Source organism: Phenylobacterium sp. (assembly GCF_036821595.1).
Taxonomy (GTDB): Bacteria; Pseudomonadota; Alphaproteobacteria; order Caulobacterales; family Caulobacteraceae; genus Phenylobacterium.
Map to the genome: position 1 here is coordinate 17,891 of NZ_DAISJG010000007.1, position 13,588 is coordinate 31,478.

The window sequence follows — 13,588 nt, forward strand, 5'->3', positions numbered from 1 at the left end:
CAAGGGGAGCCATCATGATCGAGTACCGGATCTATGTGCTGAGCGGCGACGAGCGGATCGCCCAGGCGCTCGAGGACCGCTTCGACAACGACAACGCCGCCCTGGAACGGGCCGAGGACGCCTACGCCGGCCACTACGCCGCGGAGGTCTACGACGGCGAGCGCCTGGTCGCCCGGCTCGGCGGGCCGTTCAGGCTGGACTGACCCCTTCCCTGCTGCAGCAGGCCCTACTGCAGCAGGTTCAGCAGCGAGGTGTTCTGCAGGGTGATGAACACCTGGGCCGCGGCCTGGACCGACATCTGGGCGGCCTGCAGCTGGGTGACGGCCTTGGCCATGTCGGCGTCGGTGATATCGCCGACCATGCCGGCCAGGGTGTTGGAGCGGGTCTCCAGGTTCTCCTTCACCGAGTCCACCCGCCGCTGGACGAGGCCGTTGCGGCCGGTCAGCACGGTGAGGTCGGAGCGGATGTTCTCCCAGGTCCCGAGCTGGCTCTCCAGGAAGCTCTGCTGGGCGGCGGTGAGCTTGCCGTCGAGCGGCCCGAGCGCGCCCTCGTGGAACGCCTTCAGCGCCTGGTAGGCGGTGAGCATCTCGGTCCCCAGGTCGCTGGCCAGCATGCCGGTGGTGACGACGGTGGAGTCGTCCAGCTTGGCCTGGGTCTGGAAATTGTCGTTCTTGAAGAAGCCGGCGATGGCCGGCAGCGGCGTGCCGAACAGGTCGTCCAGCTTGGTGGCGGTCACCGGCTTGGTGTCCACCTGGCCGCCGGCGAACAGGTACTTGCCGCCGTAGCGGGCGTTCATCCCCTCCAGCGCATTGCGCAGCTGGGCCTCCAGCTCCTCCATCAGGGTCCCGGCGTCGCCGGCGGCGAGCGCATCGAGGATGGTCTGGCGCGTGGAGCCGGCCGCGTCCGTGACCTGGTTGAGCGCCGCGTCCTGGGTGGTCAGCTTGTCGGCGATCATCAGGTTCTGCTCGGCGTAGACCTCCAGGCGGGTCTGCACGGAGCGCATGGCAGTGAGCATCTCGGCGTGGCGCGAATAGTCCTTGAGGTCCTTGCCGACCTTCTGGGTGGCGACCTGGTCGGACGCCTCGGCCTGGCGCGCCTGGGCGGCGAGCAGGTTCTGCAGGACGGCGCTGTAGCTGCCGACGGTGGAGACACGGGTGACCATCTAGGCCTCTCCTCAGACCATCTGGACCAGGACGTCGAAGAGGTCCTTGGCCGCCTGGATCATGCGCGCGGAGGCGTTGAACGCCTGCTGGTAGGTGGTGAGGCGGACGAGTTCCTCGTCCAGGTTGACCCCCTCCACGGCCTGCCGCCGGGCCGTGGCCTCGGCGTAGACGGACTGGGCGCTTTCCTTTCGGGTCTCGGCGGCGGCCGCCTCGCGGCCGATCGAGCCGCCGAACTCCGAGGCGTAGCGGCTGACCGTCATGGTCACCTGCCCGAGCGAGCCGGCGGGCTGGAACCGCGCGGCGACGTCGCCGGAGGCGGCCAGGGCCAGGGCGCCGCGGCCGTCGCCCGGACGCAGCGCCGGCTGGCCGGGCAGGGCGGTGAGGTCGAGCTTGCCGAAGGCCAGCTTGGTGGGGTCGGAGACCAGGGTGGGGCTGGCCAGGAAGCGGCCGGCGCGGGCCGAACGCTCGACGACGCCGAGGCCGAAGAGCTGGCTGACCGAGGGCCCGCCAATCCCGCGCTGGGTGCCGTCCACGACGATCGACAGGTTGGCCGGGGTCGCGCCGGTGCTGGCGAAGCTCAGCGCCCCGTTCCCGTCCAGGCTGAACGCGCCGTAGAAGCCGACGCCGGTGGTGGAGCTGTTCAGCGCGGCGATCAGGTCGGCCATGGTCGCGCCGCCGGGCACGGTGACCGTCACCTCCTGCAGCGGCTTGCCGTCGTTCTGCGACAGCAGGAGCTTGAGGGTGTCGCCCGGGATGAAGCCGTGCGGGTCGGTCGGGGTCAGGCCAGTCTCGTAGGTCGTGTAGCCGGTGGACCGGACGAGGTCGTTCAGGCCGAAGAAGTGGGAGAACTGGCGCCCCGCCTTCATCGAGGTGCCTTCGTCGATGGCCACCCCGCGCGAGGGGCCGGTGGCGGCGATGGACAGCGCCCCGTCGGTGAAGGTCGCCGAGCCGAACGCGCCCAGGCTGATGTTGAGGTCGGTGAGGAAGGTCGCCGCCGTGAACGGGCCGCCCGGCGCGCCGTCGATGCTCATGGTCTGGGCGTCGAAGTCGATGGCCACAGTGCGCTGCACGACGCCGGCCGGGTCGACGATGGCGATGGTCGAGGTCCCGGTGAAGCCGCTGATGGCGGTGTCCAGGTCGAGGCCGGTGAGGCGGCCGCTGAGCGTCGCCGGGGGCGGCACCGCGCTGGCGGCGTTGTGGGCGGCGTTCAGCCGCTCGGCGGCGCGGGCCACGAACTCGCCGAGCTGGTCCGACAGCGCCGGCAGCTTCTGGTCGCGCAGGTCCATGAGGCCGCGGAGTTCGCCGCCGGGGATCTGGATGGCCTGGGTCGAGCCGATGCCGCCGGCGGGACGGGCGGTGATATAGCCGCGCGTGGAGTCCGTGCGCACGTAGGAGAGCGTCGCGGCCCCGTCGCCGGCCAGCTTCACGCCCTCGGCCGAGCGGATGTCCACCCCGCCGCCGGGACGCTTGGCGATCTGGACGCTGAGCAGGGAGCTGAGCTCGTCCACCAGGCCCGACTGGATATTCTCCGAGCCGGAGGAGTCCTGCTCGATCAACCAGGCGCGGCTGATGTCGGCGTTGAGCCGGTTGATCTGCGAGAGCAACTCGTTGACCCGCTCGACGTCGGTGCTGATCCGCGACTCCACCGTGCGGCCGATCTCGCGCAGCTGGGTGTTGATGCGGCTGGCCTCGCCCAGGAAGTCCTCGACGTTCGCCAGCGCCTGGCTGCGCAGCAGGCTGGAGGACGGATCGTCGGCGGCGGCGGCGAAGGCGGCGTAGGCGTCGTCCAGGCGGTTGAAGAAGAAGGTGTCGCTGGACGGGTCGCCGAACAGCGCCTGCGCGTTGTCGAAGTACTCCGAATAGACGCCCCAGCGCGCGGCGTCCGAATTGGCGGTGAGGCTGGCGAGCTGCAGGTACTGGTCGGTCACCCGCTTGATGGCGGTGACCTCGACGCCCATCCCGATGCCGTTCACGACGACCGGCCGCTGCTCCACCTCCTTGCGGACGTAGCCGGGCGTGTTGACGTTGGAGATGTTGTCGGAGACCGCCCGCAGGCCGGTCTGGGCGGCCAGCATGCCGGTGGTCGCGGTCCTCATGGTGACGTTCAGCGACATCGCTAGCTCTCCGCCCGGCAAAGCCTGCGCGCCCCGGCGGATTCTGCCGGGACTTTTCGGAACGCAGGCGTGAAGCGCCGGGAAAAGTCGTTGTTTTTCAACGTCTGCTTTCGAGCCGTCGACATGGGTTATGGTTAAGGGCGCAAGAGCCGGGCCAACCGGCCGGGCGGCACTTAACGACCCACCGCCGGCGCCGTGGCCCGGCAATTTCCGCCGCGGCAGGACCCTGCGCAGAACCTGCCCGGGGAATGAATTGCCAAACAAGACAAGGACTTGCCGGGCTGGCGCGAAGGTTGCTCCACGAGGCGGCGACAACCCCGGCGCAAGAAGGCGCTCACCAAGACCAGCCCGAGGCCCATTTGACCGCGCCCCTGCTCAACGTGTCCGTCCTGACCTCCGCCGGCCCCGCCGCCGGCGGCGTCCAGCCGACCGGGCAGGACCCCGCGGCCGCCTTCGAGACGATGATGGCGGCCTTCATGGGCCAGCTCACCGCGGCCGACCCCGCTCCGGCCCCCGCCGCCCCTGCGGAAGCGGGCCTGGCGACCGCCCAGACCGCGGGCGAGATGGTAGAGGGCGAGGTCGTCGCGGAAGCTCCCGAGGCCGCCGCCGACCCGACGCTGCCGCTCATCGATCCGGCCCTGGCCGCGGCGATGGCCCAGACCTCCGCGGCCCCCGCCGCAACGGTCGAGACCGCCGCCGCCGATGCGGCCGCGAAGACCCCCGCGCCGCCCGCCTGGGGCCAGGCCAAGGCGCCGGGCGGCCCCGCCGCCCCCGCCTTCGCCCACGCCGCCGACCGCGCCGCCTTCCTGCAGGGGGAAGAAGGCGCCGAGCCGCTTCCTGCCGAGGGCGAGACCCCGCCGGCGGCAGAGACTGCCGAGCTGTCGGCGCCCCCGCAGCCCGGCAAACCTGACCCGGCGCCGGTTCGGCCCCAGACGCGCGCCGCCGCCCAGCCAGCCGCGCCCCAGGCACAAGCTCAGACCCAGGCCGCGGCCCTGTCGGCGGATGCGGACGCCGCGGCGCCCGCCCCCCTCGCCGCCCCGGAGACCGCGCCAGCCCAGACGGCGGCGGCTCCATCCGCCCAGGCCGCGTCCGGCGCGACCGCAGCCGCCGCGCCCCAGGCCACGGCCCAAGCCGCCGCCCAGGCCGGCGAGGCCGCGCAGGCCCCTCCGCGGGAGAAGGCCGAGGCCAAGACCGAGCGCAAGGGCGCCGGACGGGTCGAGGCCTTCGCGGCCAACGGCGCCGGCCCGGCGTCGCCGCCCCTCGGCGCGCGCGCCGCCCAGCCGGCGGCGGACATGGCCAAGCCCGGCCTCGATCGTCCGGCCGAGGCGCCCCTGCCCGAAACCGCCGCAGCCGCGGAAGCGCCCGCCGCCGAGTTCGACGCTCCCGACGCGGGCGGGCCGGCCGAGGCCGCGCCAAGCCAGGCCTCGGCTTCGACCGCGGCCAGCGCCGGCCCGGCGGCCGCCCAGGCGCGCGGCTCCCCCGAGACCGTGGCCAACCTCTCCGCCCAGATCCTCAAGAAGCTCGACGCCCGCTCCACCCGGTTCGACGTCGAGCTGACCCCCGAAGGGCTCGGCAAGGTCGACGTGCGGGTGGAGATCGGCGCCGGCGGGCGGATGACCGCGGCCATGTCGTTCGACACCCCGCAGGCCGCCCAGGAGCTGAGGGCCCGGGCCGGCGAGCTGCAGCGGGCGCTGGAACTGGCGGGCTTCGACGTCTCCGGCGGCATGTCCTTCGACGTGGCCGGCGATCAGGGACGGCCGAGCCAGGGCTTCCTCGGCCAGGACGGCCGTGACGCCGGGGCGGCGTTCCGCGGCCGTGCGTTCCGGGCGGCGCTGGACACCGCCGGCGAGGCGGACGCCGCCCCGGCGCGCGGCGGGCTCAACCTGCGCCGCGGCGTGACCGCCGGCCTCGACGTGCGGATCTAGGGAGAGCACTGATGACCGTTTCCGCCGTCGGAGCCCCCACGGAAGTCACCTCAGGCGCCCGCACGCGCCTGGCGGAGAACTTCGACACCTTCCTGACCCTGCTGACCACCCAGCTGAAGAACCAGGATCCGCTGTCGCCGATGGATTCCAACCAGTTCACCCAGCAGATGGTGCAGATGACCGGGGTGGAGCAGCAGCTGCTCACCAACGACCTGCTCAAGCAGCTGGTGGGCAACACCAACTCGGGCATCTCCACCGCCGTCAGCCTGATCGGCAAGGAGGTGCGCGCCGTCACCGACACCACCGCGCTGAAGGGCGGCAAGGCCGACTGGGTCTACAAGCTCGACCGCGAAGCGGAAGAGGTGAAGTTCGAGGTCGTCGACGCCAGCGGCAAGACGGTCCACACCAAGACCCTGACCGGCGACGCCGCCAAGGCCGGCGAGCACACCTTCACCTGGGACGGCAAGGACGTCTCGGGCCAGAAGCTGCCCGACGGCGGCGGCTACACCCTGCGGGTCAGCGCCAGGGACACTGCCGCGGCGGCCGTGCCCTCCACCGTCTATGTCCAGGGTGTCGTGACCGGCGTCGAACAGGCCGAAGGCCAGACCATGCTGACCATCAACGGCGGCAAGGTCCCGTGGAACTACGTCTCCAGCGTCAGCCTGCCGGCGGAGACCGCCGGCGGCGACAACACCGACACCACCAGCAACCCGCCCCCGGCAGATGCCTAGGGGCTCCCCCCATCAACCCCCCGGCTGAACGCCGGAGGACGCGACGGCCGAAAGGCGCCGTTCCGCATCCGCAGCACGCGGATTCCACAGTGAAACAGAACGGAACGAACCAATGAGCATCAACTCCGCCATGCTGGCGGGCGTCTCCGGGTTGGTCGCCAACTCCTCAGCGCTCGCGGCGATTTCGGACAACATCGCGAACGTCAACACCAACGCCTACAAGCGCAGCCAGGTGAACTTCGCCAGCGTCGTCACCGCCCAGGTGTCCGGCCGCTATTCCGCCGGCGGGGTGCAGGGCAACACCCGGCAGTTCATCAGCCAGCAGGGCCTGGTGCAGAGCGCCACCTCGCCCACCGACCTGGCGATCTCCGGCGAGGGCTTCTTCATCACCACCCAGAAGTCCACGGGCCTGACCAACGGCGACGCCCGGCTGTTCACCCGCTCGGGCTCATTCACGGTGGACGCCGACGGCTACCTGCAGAACGACGCGCGCCTGTTCCTGCAGGGCTGGCCGATGCAGGCCAACGGGACCTTCGACATCAACCCGTCGGACCTGAACAAGCTGTCCCCGATCAACGTCCGGGGCCTGGGCTCGGCCGTGGCGCAGACGACCAGCGTCGCGATCAGCGCCAACCTGAACAAGGAAACCCCCTACTCGTCCGCGATCGCGCCGGCCCTGACCTACGACGCCACCTCGGCGGACTCGATGGCCGACTACGCGGACGACCCCACCACCGGCACCCGGCCCGACTTCACCCTGGAGATGAACGTCATCGACTCCGTGGGCGGCAACCACAAGGTCGCCATGGCCTTCCTGCGGGACGATGCGGCGCCGAACCAGTGGTACGCCGAAATGTACGCCGTGCCGGCCAGCGACGTCGCCAACCCCAACAACGGCCGCCCCGGTCAGCTCGCCGCCGGCCTGGTCACCTTCAACCAGGACGGCACGATCAACCTGGCCAACACCACCCTGTTCGGGGCGGCCGGCGCCACGCCGCGCCTGACCCTGGAGGGGTCGGACGTCGGCGCCCCGACCGGGCCCCAGTGGAATCCGGCGCTGGGCATCAACGGCCAGGCCATCGACCTCAACCTCACGAAGCTCTCCCAGTACGCCCAGGCCTCCACGGTGAATTCCGTGAACGCCGACGGCGCAGGGGTCGGCAACGTGGTCGGCGTGCAGGTGGACGAGAGCGGCATCGTCTCGGCCATCTTCGACAACAGCCAGATCCGGCAGATCGCCAAGGTGGCCATCGCCACCTTCCCCAACGCCGACGGGCTGAAGGCGGTGAGCGGCAACGCCTACCGCACCTCGATCGACGCCGGGCAGCTGGTGATAAAGGAGCCGGGCATCGGCGCGGGCCAGATCTCGCCCTCCAGCCTGGAAGCCTCGACCGTGGACCTCTCGGCCGAGTTCACCGGCCTGATCTCCACGCAGAAAGCTTACTCCGCATCTTCAAGGATCATCACGACTGCCGACCAGATGCTGGAAGAGTTAATCAACATCAAGAGATAGTACTCGGCTGTTAACTGAGGTTAACAGCTTCCCACGTCTGTAAGTGTCTCGTTTTCGTACACGGGGGAGGAGATGGTTAGGCCATTTTTTACTATCGGGATTCAGCGGCTGTTAGGAGCCGCGGCCTATTTTCCCCATCAACAGTGATGGTGGGAAAGGCGTAAAGCCATGTTGCAGCAACAGCAGCAGACGCGCACGAACAGCCGCGGCGAAGCCTATGTCATCGGTCCCACGGGGGCGCCGCTGACTCTGAAGGATCTTCCGCCGCCGAATACCGGCCGGTGGGTGATCCGCCGCAAGGCCGAGGTGGTCGCCGCCGTACGCGGCGGACTGATCTCGCTCGAAGACGCCCTGGAGCGCTACCGGCTGACGTCGGAGGAGTTCCTCGCCTGGCAGGCCTCGATCGACCGCCACGGCATGGCGGGCCTTCGGACCACGCGCCTGCAACAATATCGCTGAGCCTCTCTCCTCCCCCGGAAAGGTTCGCGAAGTCTCGGCCCCGCCCCTCCAGGGCGGGGCCGCTTTCATTCAGGGCGCCAGGTCTCCTTCTCCCGTTGCGGGGGAGGCATCAGGGATGGAACGGCCGGCCCATGGGGCGGTCGGAGAGCTTGCGGATGGCGAGCACGATGCGCTCGCGCTCGCCGGCGGTGCGCTCGACCAGCAGGCGGGCCACCTGGGCGTCGTCGTGGAAGGCGTAGCCCTTGATGGCGTCGAGGATGGCCTTGGCAAGGTTGTCTAGGTCGATCCAGGGCGGGTCGCCGACATATTCCATGCGGATTTCGACGGCGAACTCCCCCCAGCCAGGCCGCGCGCCGCGCCAGACCTTGCGGAAGAACTCGTAGATCAGCGGCTTGTAGTACTTGGCCTGGGTGGTGAGGCCGTCCACCTCGACCTCCAGGGCGCCTTCGAACTCGCGCGCGCGCACCTTGCCGTGCTGGGTCCAGCCGTCGCTCATTCCCTCCCCTTAGCCTTGCGATCCTGCGCCGTCCCGCTAAACCGCTCCCGCTGTCTGGCTGGAGTTTGAGATGACCGCGACCCGCACCGAGACCGACACCTTCGGCCCCCTGGAGGTCCCCGCCGACCGCTACTGGGGCGCCCAGACCCAGCGCAGCATCCAGAACTTCAAGATCGGCTGGGAGAAGCAGCCGATCCCGGTGATCCGCGCCCTGGGCGTGGTCAAGCGCGCCGCGGCCGAGGCCAACATGGAGCTGGGCCGGCTGGACCCGGCCATCGGGAACGCCATCGTGGCGGCCGCTCAGGAGGTGATCGACGGCAAGCTGGACGACCACTTCCCGCTGGTCGTCTGGCAGACCGGCTCCGGCACCCAGTCGAACATGAACGCCAACGAGGTGATCTCGAACCGGGCGATCGAGATGCTGGGCGGCCAGATGGGCTCCAAGACGCCGGTCCACCCGAACGACCACGTCAACATGAGCCAGTCGTCGAACGACACCTATCCGACGGCGATGCACGTGGCCTGCGCCGACGAGGTGGCGCGGCACCTGAACCCGGCGCTGGAGCACCTGCACTGGGCGCTGAAGAAGAAGGCCGACGAGTTCGCCCACATCATCAAGATCGGCCGGACCCACACCCAGGACGCCACGCCGCTGACGCTCGGCCAGGAGTTCTCCGGCTACGCCCAGCAGGTCTCGATGTCGGTGCGGCGGATCAAGGAGACCCTCTACGGGCTCTACGAGCTGGCCCAGGGCGGCACGGCGGTGGGCACGGGGCTGAACGCCCCGGCGGGCTTCGCCGAGAAGGTCGCCGAGAAGATCGCGGCGATCACCAAGCTGCCGTTCGTGACCGCGCCCAACAAGTTCGAGGCGCTCGCCGCCCACGACGCCATGGTGTTCAGCCACGGGGCGATCAATTCGGCCGCCGCGGCCCTGTTCAAGATCGCCAACGACATCCGCTTCCTGGGCTCCGGGCCGCGCTCCGGGCTGGGCGAGCTGGCCCTGCCGGAGAACGAGCCGGGCTCCTCGATCATGCCGGGCAAGGTGAACCCGACCCAGGCCGAGGCCCTGACCATGGTCTGCGCCCACATCATGGGCAACCAGACGGCGATGAGCATCGCCGGCAGCCAGGGCCATTTCGAGCTGAACGTCTTCAACCCGGTGATGGCCTACAACTTCCTGCAGTCCACGCGGCTGCTGTCCGACGCGGCGATCAGCTTCACCGACAACATGGTGCTGGGCATCGAGGCCCGCGAGGACAACATAAAGGCCAACCTCGAGCGCAGCCTGATGCTGGTGACCGCGCTGGCCCCGAAGATCGGCTACGACAACGCCGCCAAGATCGCCAAGCTGGCCCACAAGAACGGCACCACGCTTCGCGAGGAGGCGGTCGGCGGCGGCTATGTCACCAACGCGGAGTTCGACGAGGTGGTGCGGCCGGAGAAGATGATCAGCCCGGGCTGATGGTGCAGCTGGTCCGGATCCTCGACGACCTGCCCGACGGGTTCGAGGCGCTGCGGGCCGAGGCCGAGGCCGAGGGCCACCGGCACCTCACCCGGCTGGCGCAGGAATGGGCGGAAAATCCCGGCCGGTTCGCGGCCGTGCTGGCGGCGTTCGCGGGCGGGGAGCTGATGGGCGTCGGCGCACTGACGCCAGAGCCGGCTCCCGCCCCGGAGCCTGCCCTGCGCATGCGAAGGCTCTATGTGTCGAAGGCCGCGCGGCGGCAGGGCGTGGCCCGGACGATCGCCAGCGCGCTCCTGCAGGAGGCCCTGGACCAGGTGAGCCTCGTCACCGTGCATGCGGGCAATCCCGACGCCGCGCTGTTCTGGGAAGCGCAGGGCTTCTCGCCCGTGGCGGGTGCGGCCTGGTCGCACGAATTCCGGCCGGGCTGAGGAACGGCGTTGACGGCCCGGCCGAACGGGCGCGTCAGGAGCGGATGGCCAAGGAAACCGTCCACATCGTCCAGTCCTACGTCGCCGGCCGCGGCAAGTCGCTGAAGGCCGAGCAGCAGGTGGGCTGCAAGACCGCCGAGGAGGCGCGGCGCAAGGCCGAGCGGCTGGGGCCATTGCGCCCGGCGGTGGTCGCCTTCTCCGCCACGGCCGACACGGAACTGGGCGACTACGACGAGAACCCGGTGATCCTGTTCCGGTCCGGGCCCCTGCCCTATCCGTTCAACGAGGCGTAGGCGCTACTCCGCGGCGTAGACCAGCGGGTGGTGGTGGGCCCACAGGTGGGCCCGGTAGCTCTCGAAGCACTGCTCGCCGGCCACCAGGCGCATGATGGCGCCCTCGGCGATGTACTTCGCGCAGTCGGGGTTCTCCTCGACCAGCGGGACCAGGGCCTCGGCGTTCCAGGCCTTGGAGTGCTCGATGTCGAGCTGGGCGTGCAGGACGAAGTACTTCCGCTGCTCGGGCGGGCAGCCCAGCCGCTTCAGCCCCTCGGCCACGGCGCCGACGCGGGTGGGGGCGGTGAGCTCGACGGCGCCCAGGGCGCCGATCGACTGGTAGGCGTAGCGCCGGGTGCTGGCGAAGGCGGTGAGCGTGTTGGCCAGGCACAGAGACTGCCAGCAGGTGCCCTCGATGGTGGGGATAAGGCCCAGGCCCTGGACCGTGCGGTCGAGCATCGGGCCATGCATGCCGCCCATGTGGCCGCGGCCCATCTCGTCCCAGTAGTTGCGCGCCAGCTCCATCTTCGGCCGGGCGGACAGCTTCACCTGGGTCATGGCGACGAGGTCGTCGAAGCCCGCCTCGCCGGCGGCCTCCTGGGTGAGGAACCACTTCATCTGCTCGAGGTCGGCCTCGGTCTCGAGCCAGGCGAACAGCGGGTCGTACTGGCCGGGGCCGCTGTCCTTCAGGGCCTCGAACCAGGCGATGAACCCGTCGGGATCCGACGGGACGTCGGCGACGAGCGGCTGGATGTGGGCCCGGAACGCCTCCACGAAGGCGCCCTCGAGCCGCAGCATCCGCTGGTTGGCGCTGAGCTCGGCCTGCCAGTCGTCGTGCGGCGCCGCCACCGCCAGGCGGCGGCGGTTCCAGTGGGCCAGGCCCGTGTGCAGCATCTCGGCGTCAGGGAACTCGGGCGTGAAAACGCCCAGGCGCGCCAGTCTCGTCCCAGGAAACATGGGTTCTCCGTCCGTGGACGGGTTGAGCGCGCAACCCTGGGTCCGGGTTCCCACGGCGGCGCTTGCCGGACGGCCGCGGCGGCGCCTCAGGCCCTACGGGCGACGGCGAAGTCGGCGAGGTCTTCCAGGGCCGGGCGCCAGGGGGTGGCGCCGAACTCGGCGAGGGCCGCCTTGGCGGTGCGGGCGTAGTCGGCGGCGAGCTTCAGGGTGTCGTCCAGGGCGCGGGTCTCGCGCATCAGCTCGCGGGCGCGGTCGAAGTCGGCGTCGGTCTGGTCGCGGCGGTCGATGGTGCGGATCCAGAACTCACGCTCGCCGTGCGTGCGCTGCATGGCCAGCAGCAGCGGCAGGGTGGCCTTGCCTTCGCGGAAGTCGTCGCCGGCGTTCTTGCCCAGGGTGCCGGCGTCACCGGAATAGTCGAGGGCGTCGTCGACGAGCTGGAATGCGAGGCCCAGGTCCTGGCCGTAGGTGCGCAGGGCCTGGCAGCGCTCGGGCGAGGCGCCGGCGGACACCGCCCCCACCTCGGCGGCGGCGGCGAACAGCTCGGCGGTCTTGGCGCCGATGATCTCCAGGTAGAGCTCCTGGGACAGGTCGAGGTCGTGGGCGCGGGTGAGCTGCAGCACCTCGCCCTCGGCGATGACGCGGCTGGCGCGGGCCAGGATCTCCAGGGCCGGCATGGAGCCGGCGCCGACCATCAGCTCGAAGGCCCGGGCGAACAGGAAGTCGCCGACCAGCACCGAGGACGGCGCGCCCCAGATCAGGTGGGCGGCGACCCGGCCGCGGCGGAGTTCCGATGAGTCCACCACGTCGTCGTGCAGCAGGGTGGCGGTGTGGATGAACTCCACCGCCGCGGCCAGCTTCAGGCAGGCGTCGTCGCGGGCGCCGGCCAGGCGGGCGGCGGCGACGGTAAGCAGGGGGCGCAGGCGCTTGGCGGAGCCGGCGATCAGGTGGTCGGCCAGCGCCGGGATCACCGGCACGGGTGAATCCATATGCTTGCGGATCAGGGCGTCCACCGCCGCCATGTCGCTCCGGGCGAGCGCGATCAGCGCGTCGAGCGACGGCGGCTTTTCGGCGACGGCCGTGCGGGCGGCTTCCACGCGGATACGAACTCCTGGCGGCAGGCGGCGGATGGGGGGAGGCCGGCCGCCGTTTGCCGGGACAATGGTGACGCGCTAGGGCACGGTCAAGGACGCGGCTCCCAGCGCTGCGCCTTCAACCATACACCAGGCCCCGAGGGAATGGACGAGATCACCGAGGACCTGCTGCTGGGCGGCCGGATCCGCCTGAAGCAGGCGGCGCGGGGCTATCGGGCGGGCCTCGACGCCGGCCTGCTGGCGGCGGCCTGCGACGCCCGTCCCGGCGAGCGGGTGCTGGAGGCGGGCTGCGGGCCGGGCGCGGCCCTGCTGCAGGCGGCGGTCCGCCGGCCGGGCGCCTTGTTCACCGGGGTGGAGCGCGATCCTGCCGCCCTGGCGCTGGCGCAGGCGAACATCGCGCTGAACGGGCTGGAGGACCGGGTGGCGGCGGTGGCGGGCGACGTGGCCCAGCCGTTCGCCCGACTGGGCCTCGGGAAGTTCGACGCGGTCATGGCCAATCCGCCGTTCTACGACGACCCGGCGAGCCTGCGCGCGCCCTCGGCGGCCCGCCGCGCGGCCTGGATCGCCGACGAGGGGCTGGCGGCGTGGGTCCGCTTCCTGCTGAAGGCGGTGCGCGAGGGCGGAACGATCACCCTGATCCACCGGGCCGACCGGCTGGCCGACATCCTCTCGCTGCTCGCGCCCAAGGCGGGGTCGATCCAGGTGCTGCCCATCCACCCCTTCGCCGACGCCCCGGCCAAGCGGGTCCTCGTCCGCGCCGTGAAGACTGGCCGCGCGCCCCTGAAGCTGCTGCAGCCGCTCGTGCTGCACGCCCGCGGCGAACCCCGCCACCTGCCCGAGGTGGAAGCCCTCCTGCGCGGGGAGACGGCGCTGGGGTGGGGATGAGAAGGTATTTGTTCTCGTTTTGTTCTTGCCTTTTTCCCGATCTCGCGCCATGATGTAGAGCTTGGGGGAGCTGCGCTTGGCGCCACCCAATT

At 70.8% G+C, this 13,588-nt stretch carries 14 protein-coding genes; 9 read left to right on the top strand and 5 right to left on the bottom strand.

Annotated features, from left to right (window positions below):
* Positions 1–14: 14 nt before the first annotated feature.
* Complete coding sequence (locus tag V7Z97_RS05660; protein ID WP_334161993.1) at positions 15–203, top strand: hypothetical protein; 189 nt, start codon at positions 15–17, stop codon at positions 201–203.
* A 23-nt stretch (positions 204–226) separates the two neighbouring features.
* Here V7Z97_RS05660 and V7Z97_RS05665 read toward each other — a convergent pair whose 3' ends face one another.
* Positions 227–1,162, bottom strand: coding sequence for a flagellin (locus V7Z97_RS05665; protein ID WP_334161994.1), 936 nt, complete (start codon positions 1,160–1,162; stop codon positions 227–229).
* A gap of 12 nt (positions 1,163–1,174) precedes the next feature.
* Positions 1,175–3,277 carry a flagellar hook-associated protein FlgK gene (flgK, locus tag V7Z97_RS05670; RefSeq protein ID WP_334161995.1) on the bottom strand — a complete coding sequence of 701 codons (2,103 nt, stop codon included), beginning with the start codon at positions 3,275–3,277 and terminating at the stop codon, positions 1,175–1,177.
* Positions 3,278–3,636: 359 nt separating this feature from the next.
* Here flgK and V7Z97_RS05675 point away from each other — a divergent pair, with 359 nt between their 5' ends.
* From V7Z97_RS05675 to sciP, 4 genes are all read left to right on the top strand, one after another.
* Positions 3,637–5,202 carry a flagellar hook-length control protein FliK gene (locus V7Z97_RS05675; protein ID WP_334161997.1) on the top strand — a complete coding sequence of 522 codons (1,566 nt, stop codon included), beginning with the start codon at positions 3,637–3,639 and terminating at the stop codon, positions 5,200–5,202.
* A gap of 11 nt (positions 5,203–5,213) precedes the next feature.
* Complete coding sequence (locus V7Z97_RS05680; RefSeq protein WP_334161998.1) at positions 5,214–5,933, top strand: flagellar hook assembly protein FlgD; 720 nt, start codon at positions 5,214–5,216, stop codon at positions 5,931–5,933.
* A gap of 112 nt (positions 5,934–6,045) precedes the next feature.
* Complete coding sequence (locus V7Z97_RS05685) at positions 6,046–7,446, top strand: flagellar hook protein FlgE (protein ID WP_334161999.1); 1,401 nt, start codon at positions 6,046–6,048, stop codon at positions 7,444–7,446.
* A gap of 168 nt (positions 7,447–7,614) precedes the next feature.
* Positions 7,615–7,905, top strand: coding sequence for a CtrA inhibitor SciP (gene sciP / locus V7Z97_RS05690; RefSeq protein WP_325460365.1), 291 nt, complete (start codon positions 7,615–7,617; stop codon positions 7,903–7,905).
* Between the two features lie 109 nt (positions 7,906–8,014).
* Here the strand turns inward: sciP and V7Z97_RS05695 are convergent, their stop codons facing one another.
* On the bottom strand, positions 8,015–8,401 hold the full coding sequence (locus V7Z97_RS05695; protein ID WP_334162002.1) for a RusA family crossover junction endodeoxyribonuclease: 387 nt from the start codon (positions 8,399–8,401) through the stop codon (positions 8,015–8,017).
* Between the two features lie 70 nt (positions 8,402–8,471).
* Here V7Z97_RS05695 and fumC point away from each other — a divergent pair, with 70 nt between their 5' ends.
* Genes fumC through V7Z97_RS05710 form a run of 3 tightly spaced genes read left to right on the top strand, consistent with a single transcriptional unit; the run spans position 8,472 to position 10,584 of the window.
* Complete coding sequence (gene fumC / locus V7Z97_RS05700; protein ID WP_334162003.1) at positions 8,472–9,863, top strand: class II fumarate hydratase; 1,392 nt, start codon at positions 8,472–8,474, stop codon at positions 9,861–9,863.
* The gene (locus tag V7Z97_RS05705) at positions 9,863–10,291 is read left to right on the top strand and encodes a GNAT family N-acetyltransferase (protein ID WP_334162005.1); all 429 of its coding nucleotides are present in this window, start codon (positions 9,863–9,865) and stop codon (positions 10,289–10,291) included. Before fumC ends, V7Z97_RS05705 begins: the two co-directional genes overlap by 1 nt.
* Before the next feature lie 44 nt (positions 10,292–10,335).
* On the top strand, positions 10,336–10,584 hold the full coding sequence (locus V7Z97_RS05710) for a hypothetical protein (protein WP_325460389.1): 249 nt from the start codon (positions 10,336–10,338) through the stop codon (positions 10,582–10,584).
* A 3-nt stretch (positions 10,585–10,587) separates the two neighbouring features.
* On the opposite strand, the gene V7Z97_RS05715 is transcribed toward V7Z97_RS05710, so the two are convergent.
* Together V7Z97_RS05715 and V7Z97_RS05720 are read right to left on the bottom strand one after the other, a co-directional pair.
* Complete coding sequence (locus V7Z97_RS05715; RefSeq protein ID WP_334162006.1) at positions 10,588–11,520, bottom strand: iron-containing redox enzyme family protein; 933 nt, start codon at positions 11,518–11,520, stop codon at positions 10,588–10,590.
* An 86-nt stretch (positions 11,521–11,606) separates the two neighbouring features.
* The gene (locus V7Z97_RS05720; protein WP_334162156.1) at positions 11,607–12,539 is read right to left on the bottom strand and encodes a polyprenyl synthetase family protein; all 933 of its coding nucleotides are present in this window, start codon (positions 12,537–12,539) and stop codon (positions 11,607–11,609) included.
* A gap of 216 nt (positions 12,540–12,755) precedes the next feature.
* Here V7Z97_RS05720 and V7Z97_RS05725 point away from each other — a divergent pair, with 216 nt between their 5' ends.
* A complete protein-coding gene (locus tag V7Z97_RS05725; RefSeq protein ID WP_334162008.1) occupies positions 12,756–13,496 on the top strand; it encodes a tRNA1(Val) (adenine(37)-N6)-methyltransferase in 741 nt (246 codons plus the stop codon).
* Positions 13,497–13,588: the final 92 nt, after the last annotated feature.